This is a genomic window from Nocardiopsis prasina DSM 43845 (assembly GCF_000341265.1).
GTDB classification, from domain to species: domain Bacteria; phylum Actinomycetota; class Actinomycetes; order Streptosporangiales; family Streptosporangiaceae; genus Nocardiopsis; species Nocardiopsis prasina.
In genome coordinates this window covers 51,512-58,455 of record NZ_ANAE01000137.1, presented here as the reverse complement: position 1 = coordinate 58,455, position 6,944 = coordinate 51,512, and the positions used below count along the sequence as shown (strand labels likewise).

Annotated in this window: 6 protein-coding genes (1 of these 6 cut by a window edge); 3 read left to right on the top strand and 3 right to left on the bottom strand. The window is 71.6% G+C overall.

The window, feature by feature from the left end; genetic code table 11:
- The coding region (sepH, locus tag D452_RS0115190) for a septation protein SepH (RefSeq protein ID WP_026129337.1) at window positions 1–1,182 on the bottom strand (1,182 nt) is incomplete at its 3' end.
- Window positions 1,183–1,748: 566 nt separating this feature from the next.
- On the opposite strand from sepH, the gene D452_RS0115185 reads away from it, so the two are divergent.
- Window positions 1,749–2,921 (top strand): hypothetical protein, encoded by a 1,173-nt coding sequence (locus D452_RS0115185; protein WP_017545008.1) that lies wholly within the window; start codon window positions 1,749–1,751, stop codon window positions 2,919–2,921.
- Window positions 2,922–2,948: 27 nt separating this feature from the next.
- Here D452_RS0115185 and D452_RS0115180 read toward each other — a convergent pair whose 3' ends face one another.
- Window positions 2,949–4,247 (bottom strand): D-arabinono-1,4-lactone oxidase, encoded by a 1,299-nt coding sequence (locus tag D452_RS0115180; protein WP_040693887.1) that lies wholly within the window; start codon window positions 4,245–4,247, stop codon window positions 2,949–2,951.
- Between the two features lie 131 nt (window positions 4,248–4,378).
- Here D452_RS0115180 and D452_RS0115175 point away from each other — a divergent pair, with 131 nt between their 5' ends.
- Window positions 4,379–5,410, top strand: a complete 1,032-nt coding sequence (locus D452_RS0115175; RefSeq protein WP_017545006.1) for a ferrochelatase — start codon at window positions 4,379–4,381, stop codon at window positions 5,408–5,410.
- Window positions 5,411–5,482: 72 nt separating this feature from the next.
- Here the strand turns inward: D452_RS0115175 and D452_RS0115170 are convergent, their stop codons facing one another.
- Window positions 5,483–6,331, bottom strand: a complete 849-nt coding sequence (locus D452_RS0115170; protein ID WP_026129335.1) for an isocitrate lyase/PEP mutase family protein — start codon at window positions 6,329–6,331, stop codon at window positions 5,483–5,485.
- 104 nt (window positions 6,332–6,435) lie between these two features.
- Here D452_RS0115170 and D452_RS31415 point away from each other — a divergent pair, with 104 nt between their 5' ends.
- Window positions 6,436–6,944 carry the 5' portion of a GntR family transcriptional regulator gene (locus D452_RS31415; protein WP_449289519.1) on the top strand. It continues 52 nt past the right edge of the window, so only the first 509 of its 561 coding nucleotides appear in the window; the start codon lies at window positions 6,436–6,438; its stop codon lies beyond the right edge, outside the window.

The following is a 6,944-nucleotide window of genomic DNA, read 5'->3' as shown; positions in this document are numbered from 1 at the left end:
GGGCGGGGCGGGGAGCCAGTCCGGCGCCGAGGGCGGCTCCGGAGGCTGCCGGTACTCGTGGGGCTGGACCTCGTGCCTGAGCGGCTCGGGGCGCGCCGGGGCCTCGTGGGCGGCGGAGGCACTCTCCTCGAAGACCGTCCTGCGGGGCTCGGGACGCTGTGGTGCGTACCGCTGCGGCTCGGGGCGCGCGGGCGGAGAGTCGACGGGCTCGGCGTAGCGCCTCGGGGCCGGTTCCGGGTGGTGCGCCGTGTGCCTCGGAGCCTCGGGCCGGGGCGCGGCGGGCGGCATCTCGTTCCGCTGCCCCGCGAACCTGTCACCGGGCGCCTCGAAGGCGCGCCGGGGCTCGGGCTCCTGGCGCGGCGGCGCCTGACGGCGGCGCTCCTCGCGGATCGGAACCCCGAACTGGTCGGTCTCGGACGGATGGGACACGGGACGCAGCGGTTCGTCCAACGGCGTGTCCTGCGCGGGTGACAGGCGGCGCTGGGCGACGTGGTCGGGACGTCGCTCGGCGGCGGACTGCGCGTCCAGGCGGGGCAGGTCGGTGGGCTCGCCGCGTCGCGGGGAGAAGGGTGTGACGTTGGTCCCGGGCCCCGGTGCGGCGTCCAGGGGCTCGTTGGAGGAGAACCGGGCGGCCTCCTCGTCGGCGGGCGTCACGCTGTTGTGTCTGGGCTCGTACAGCCAGTGGGCGACCCGTTCGTCGCCGCCGTGCAGGAAGACCAGCTTGAGCTGCCATGAGCGGTCCTCGCGCTTCCACGAATCCCACTCGGCGTCGCCGGTCTCCAACTGGTGGGCGCCGATCCGCTTGCTGACCACCTCCTCCAGGGAGGGGCCGGGGCCGGTCTCACCGTGTGAGCGCACGGTGGCCCGCTGGGCCTGCTGGGCGATGTACCCGCGCTCCTGGAGAACGGGTCCCTCGAACCAACGCACCCGTTCGATGGGTATCCCGGAGATCTCGGAGATGGCCTCCGCGGTCTCGCCGGACCGGATGCGGGCCTGGATTTCCTTGGGGCGCAACGGATTCTCCACTTCGATCTCGTACTGGCCGAGCCGGGAGAACTGGCCGCGTACCGCGGCACGGAGGCGGTCGTCGACGGGCAGCATGAAGCGGGTGCCACGGCCGGTGCTGGCGAGCACCAGGTAGGTGCCGTCCTCGCTCACGGCCACGAGGCGAAGCTCGTGCATCGCCCTCCCTTTCGCGTCCCGTCGAAGGTCGATCCGGTGGACCGTCCCCCGCGTTCTCCAAGTCTGGTCGGCCGACAACGGTTCGGCCAGTACCGCGCCCGGCATGTCCGAACTGTGCCCGCCTCCCGGCCCGTGGTGGACACCACGGTGGGAGCCGCCCCGGGGCCGGGGCTCTTATGGTCACTTCCGGTGCCAATCTTGACACGGTGAACCTTCCGTGACCGGGAGCGATCGTGGGGGAATGTCGCGGATCCCGCACGAAGGCTCCGCCGTGATGGTATCTCGGGCGCCTCGAATCCCCCCAGGCCCGGGGAAAACTCCGATCTCGGCCGTGTCCGAACATGACGCACCCCGTCGTTCGCAACTCGACACGCCGTTGGATGCCACACAGTGATCATTCCAATTTCATGGCGTTATCAGCGGCGAGTCGCCCGTAAGGTGAAGTTTCCACTTATGGGCTGTTTGCGAAGTTTGGGGTCCGCGGGTGTGTCCGCCCCGCCACACACCCATCCCACGACCAAGTGCCCCGCCGCGCCGACCGCGGCCGACAGAGGGGGGAGGGCGCGATGCCAAGACCCGATCACGAGGACGAGTCCGAGGCGCGAGGGGAGGGCCCGGAGGAGGGCGGCAGGAGGAGACGCATCGACCTGAGCCTGGCCCAGGTCGCCGGAGCCGGGGTCGCGACGCTGACCGCCGCCACCGCCGCCTCCTACCTCAACGTCTACGGAACCGTCATCGGCACCGGCGTCATGGCCGTGCTGAGCACCAGCGCGGCGCCGATCATCCAGCACTGGATCACCCGCAGCGGCGAGCAGGCCAAGGGCCTCGCGGAGAAGGCGGAGAAGAAGGCCGCCAAGCACACCGTGGCGCGCTCCCTCGTCGACACCGACGCCGAGGCGCGCACCGACGAACAGCTGTCCGGGTTCGGTACGGCCGAGTTCGGTCAGGCCGGTACCGGTCAGACCGGGTTCGGGAGCCCGGGCGCCGCTCCCGGCGCGACCCGTGTCGCGGACACCGGGTTCCCCGAGCCGTTCGACCTCCCCGAGGACGACGACGCCACCCGGACGATGGCCATGCCCACGGTCGGGCGCGACCTGCCGGGCCAGACCGTCGCGCACGGCTTCGGCAACCCCGAGGACCCCACCCTCGTGGGTGGCCCCGCCGAGGCGGACGCCACCGCGCTGATCCCCTCAGTGAGCGGCCACACCGCCCGCTTCACCGGTGCGGCTGACGACGAGGACGCGGACGGGGAGTCCGGCGCGGACCGGCCCAGACGCGGTTGGCGTGCCGTGGTCATCTCGGCCGCCGCGGTGTTCACCCTGGTCATGTTGGTGATTCTGGCCTTCGAGCTGATGACCGGGCGCTCACTGACCGCCTGGACCCAGGGGCAGGACGAGCCCACCTCGCCCTCGCTGTTCGGCGGCCACTCCGCTCCGGCGCAGGTTGAGGAGGACACGTCCGAGACGCCCGAGACCGACGGCGGGGACCAGCCCGCAGACGAGGGCGACACCGGGACCCAGCAGCCGGAGACCGAGCAGCCGGTCGGCCCCGAGACCGGCACGCCTCCGGTCGAGACCGAGCCCGAGACGCCCGGCGGCGGACAGCCCGACCCCACCGGTCCTCCGGCGGACGGGGGAGAGCCGGAGGAGCCGGGCGGCGGAGAGGTCCCCGACCCCGGGTCGCGGCCCCAGCCCGAGGGCGAACCCGCTCCCGAGCCCGCCACCACCCCGGTCGGCTAGGGAGTCCGCCTCAACCGGCGACCCGCCTCACCCGAACACCTTGTCGAGGTAGGCGTTGCCGAAGCGGCGGTGCGGGTCCACCCGGTCCCGCACCGCCAGCGCCTCGCCCAGGCGGGGGTAGACGGCCTCCAGGTAGGCGCGGTCGCGGGTGTGCATCTTGCCCCAGTGCGGACGTCCGCCCACGGAGGTGAACACCGCCTCCATGTCGGCGAAGTAGCTCTCGTAGGGCGTCCCCTGGTACATGTGCACCGCCACGTAGGCGGTCTCGCGCTCGTACGCCGTGGACAGCCACACGTCGTCGGCCGGGGCGAACCGCACCTCCACCGGGAAGCTCACCCGGTGGTCGCCCCGGTCCACGATGGACCTGGCCTCCCGCAGCACGTCCACCAGGTGCTCCGCCGGGATCGCGTACTCCATCTCCACGAAGCGCACGTCGCGCACGGAGGCGAACACCTTGTGCGAGACGTCCGTGTAGCTCCTGGCGGACAGCGCGCGCGAGCTGATCTGGTTCACCGTGCGCACGGTCGACGGGAAGCGGCGGCACACCCGGTTGATCCGGTCGAAGACGGTGTTGGACAGGAAGTCGTCGTCCAGCCAGCCCTTGAAGGCCGACAACGGCTCGGCCGGGCCCTCGGAGACGTTGTTGCGCTTGGTGTTGGTGTTCCCGGTGTGCGGGAACCAGAAGAACTCGAAGTGGTCGTTCTTCGTGCGCAGTTCGGGGAGCCGTTCCAGTACCTCGTCCAGGGGCATGGGCTCCTCCTGGGCGTGCAGCAGGAAGGCGGGGACCACCGCGAACGTCAGCGCCGTCACCACCCCGAACGCGCCCAGCCCGACCCTGGCCGCGTGGAACAGTTCGGGGTCGCGGTCGGCCGAGCACTCGACCACGGAGCCGTCGGCGAGCACCATCTCCAGCCCCACGACCTGACCGGCCAGGCCGCCCGCGTCCCGTCCGGTGCCGTGGGTGCCGGTCTGCACGGCTCCGGCGACGGTCTGCACCGCGATGTCACCCATGTTGGCCAGGGCCACACCCGCGGCGGCGAGGGCGTCGTTGAAGTCGCACAGGGGCATCCCCGCCTCGACGGTGGCGGTCCCGGCCCCGACGTCGATCGAACGGACGCGGGTCAGCGAGTGGGGGGCCAGGAGCAGGCCGTCGGTGACGGCCACGTCCGTGAAGGAGTGCCCGGTGCCGACCATGCGGACACGCAGGTCCTCCTCCGCCGCTGACGTGACGGCGGAGACGATGTCCTCGGTGCTGTCGGGGGTCGCCGTTCGGCGCGGGCGGGCCTGGTGGGTGTGGGCCCAGGTGTGCCACAACACATCAGTCATGCGGCGACATTACCCATCGGTCACTTGCGTGACCAGACCAGGAGTGTCCCTGGTCACGGAAGGAACGAAAGTCCCGTCACTCGGGCCGGGGCGGATCGAGGAGGTCGCGGGGAGCTGGTTTCATGAGGTGCATGAGGCCTTACGACGCGTTTCTGCTGATCTCCTTCGGTGGCCCGGAGGGCGAGGACGAGGTCATCCCGTTCCTGGAGAACGTCACCCGCGGGCGCAATATCCCCCGCGAACGGTTGGCGGAGGTCGGTGAGCACTACTTCCTCTTCGGTGGAGTGAGCCCGATCAACCAGCAGTGCCGGGACCTGCTCGCCGCGGTCACCGCCGACTTCGAGACCAACGGCATCGACCTGCCGATCTACTGGGGCAACCGGTTCTGGGAGCCGATGCTCACCGACACCCTTGAGCGGATGCGGGATGACGGTGTGCGCCGTGTGCTGGCGCTGCCCACCTCCGCCTACTGCAACTGGTCGAGTCGGACCGCCTACCACGAGGACATCGAGCGCGCCCGCGCCGCGCTCGGGGAGGACGCCCCCGAGGTCGACCTGATCCGCCCCTTCTACGACCACCCCGGCTTTGTCGAGCCCCTGGCGCAGTACACCCAGGAGTGTCTGGAGCGGCTCCCCGACGACCAGCGTGAGGGAGTGCGCCTGCTGTTCTCCGCGCACTCCATCCCCACCGCGATGGCCGAGGTCAGCGGCGGCCCGGACCAGGGGTACGGGGAGACGGGCGCCTACGGGGCCCAGCTCGCCGAGGTGGCCCGCCTGGTGGTGGAGCGCCTGGACCGCGAATACCCCCACGAACTCGTCTACCAGAGCCGCAGCGGCCCGCCCAGTCAGCCCTGGTTGGAGCCGGACGTCAACGACCGCATGGAGGAGCTGGCCGCCGAGGGGGTCCCCGCCGTGGTGGTCGTTCCGCACGGGTTCGTCTCCGACCACATGGAGGTCAAGTTCGACCTCGACGTGGAGGCCCGCGAGACCGCCGAGAAGCTGGGGATCGGCTACGAGCGGGCGCTCAGCCCCGGCACGCACCCCGCGTTCGTGTCGATGGTGACCGAGCTGGTGCGCGAGTACACCGGCCGGACCGACGAGCGGCGGCTGACCTCCCTGCCGCGCTGCGCCGAGGCGGGCGGTCAGTGCTGCAAGCAGCGCTGACCGACGCCGTCCGGTAGCCGGGGCCCGGTGACCGCCGTACCGGTGCCGGTCGCGTCGGCACGGGGGCCGGGCTCAGGTTCCGAGCGCGAGGTAGTCCGTCGTCCGGACGATCTCCTCACGCTCGGCGAACGACGCGAGTGAGTCCGCGACGGCCGAGCTGTCCCCGTCGCGGACGATCGCCGCCAGCACGTCCTCGCAGGCCCTGATCACGGCCCGCTGGAGGTCGGAGGGGATGATGACGAGGCGGTACCCCAGCTCGGCCAGGCGTTCCCTGGGCACGACCGGGGTCTTCCCCCCGTGGAACATGTTGATCAGCTTGGGCTCGGGGACCTCCCGGGCGATCAGCTCGATCTGCTCCACGCTCTCGGGAGCCTCGACGAAGATGACGTCCGCCCCGGCGTCCAGGTAGGCGCGCGCACGCTCCAACGCCGCGTCGATCCCCTCCGAGGCGATCGCGTCCGTGCGGGCGATCACGACCAGGTCCGGATCGGTCCGCGCGTCCAGCACGGCGCGGAGCTTGCCCACCATCTCGCCGGTGGGGATCAGGGACTTGTCGTCGAGGTGGCCGCAGCGCTTGGGGAAGGTCTGGTCCTCCAGGTGCAGCCCGGCCACGCCCGCCCGCTCGAACAGGCCCACGGTGCGGACCGCGTTCACGGCGTTGCCGAACCCGGTGTCGGCGTCGGCGACGACCGGCAGCGACGTCACCGCCGTGATCTGGGCCAGGCGGTCGGCGACCTCCGTCACGCCCAGCAGACCGATGTCCGGCACCCCGTGGCCGCGGGCGATCGCGCCACCGCTGGCGTAGACCAACTCGGCCCCGCTCCGCTCGGCCAACCGGGCGGTGAGCCCGTCGAACACCCCCGGAGCGACGTGGGTCCCGCCCCCGTCGACCATTCCCCGAAGCCGTGTGGTCGCCCTCATGCCCGGGCCCCTCTCCTCGTGTCCAGGGGCAGCGCAATCGCTGTGCACACCCTGGATACCGCTTGTATACAATTCGGTCAGAGCTTGGCCCGCCAGGGTGGACGATGTCAAGCGGCGCGGTCGAACGCCGCCGGACCCCTCCGGCGCGAACCCGGGAGGAATGCGGAGTGGGACAGGGCGAACTGGTGTACGAGCGGCTGCGCGAGGAGATCGTGGAGTGGGAGCTGGCCCCGGGCACGCACCTGAACGAGACCCGGCTCGCCGAACGCCTGGGCGTGTCCAGGACACCCCTGCGTGAGGCGCTGCACCGGCTCACCCGGGACGGCCTGGTGCGGATCAGCCCCGGCCGGGGCGCCTTCGTCACCGAGATCGCGCTCCGGGACGTCGTGCACCAGTTCCAGATGCGCGAGGCGCTGGAGACCCACGCCGTCCGGCTGTGCGCCCGCGCCGAGCGCCGCACCGTGTTCTCCGACCTGGAACGGGAGTTCCTGGGATGGCGGGCCCGGTTCGAGGACGGTACCGGGGGCGACGACGCGGACTACTACGCCCTGACCGAGCGCCTGGACACCGCGGTCTCCGAAGGGGCGGCCAATCCCTACCTGGCCGAATCCCT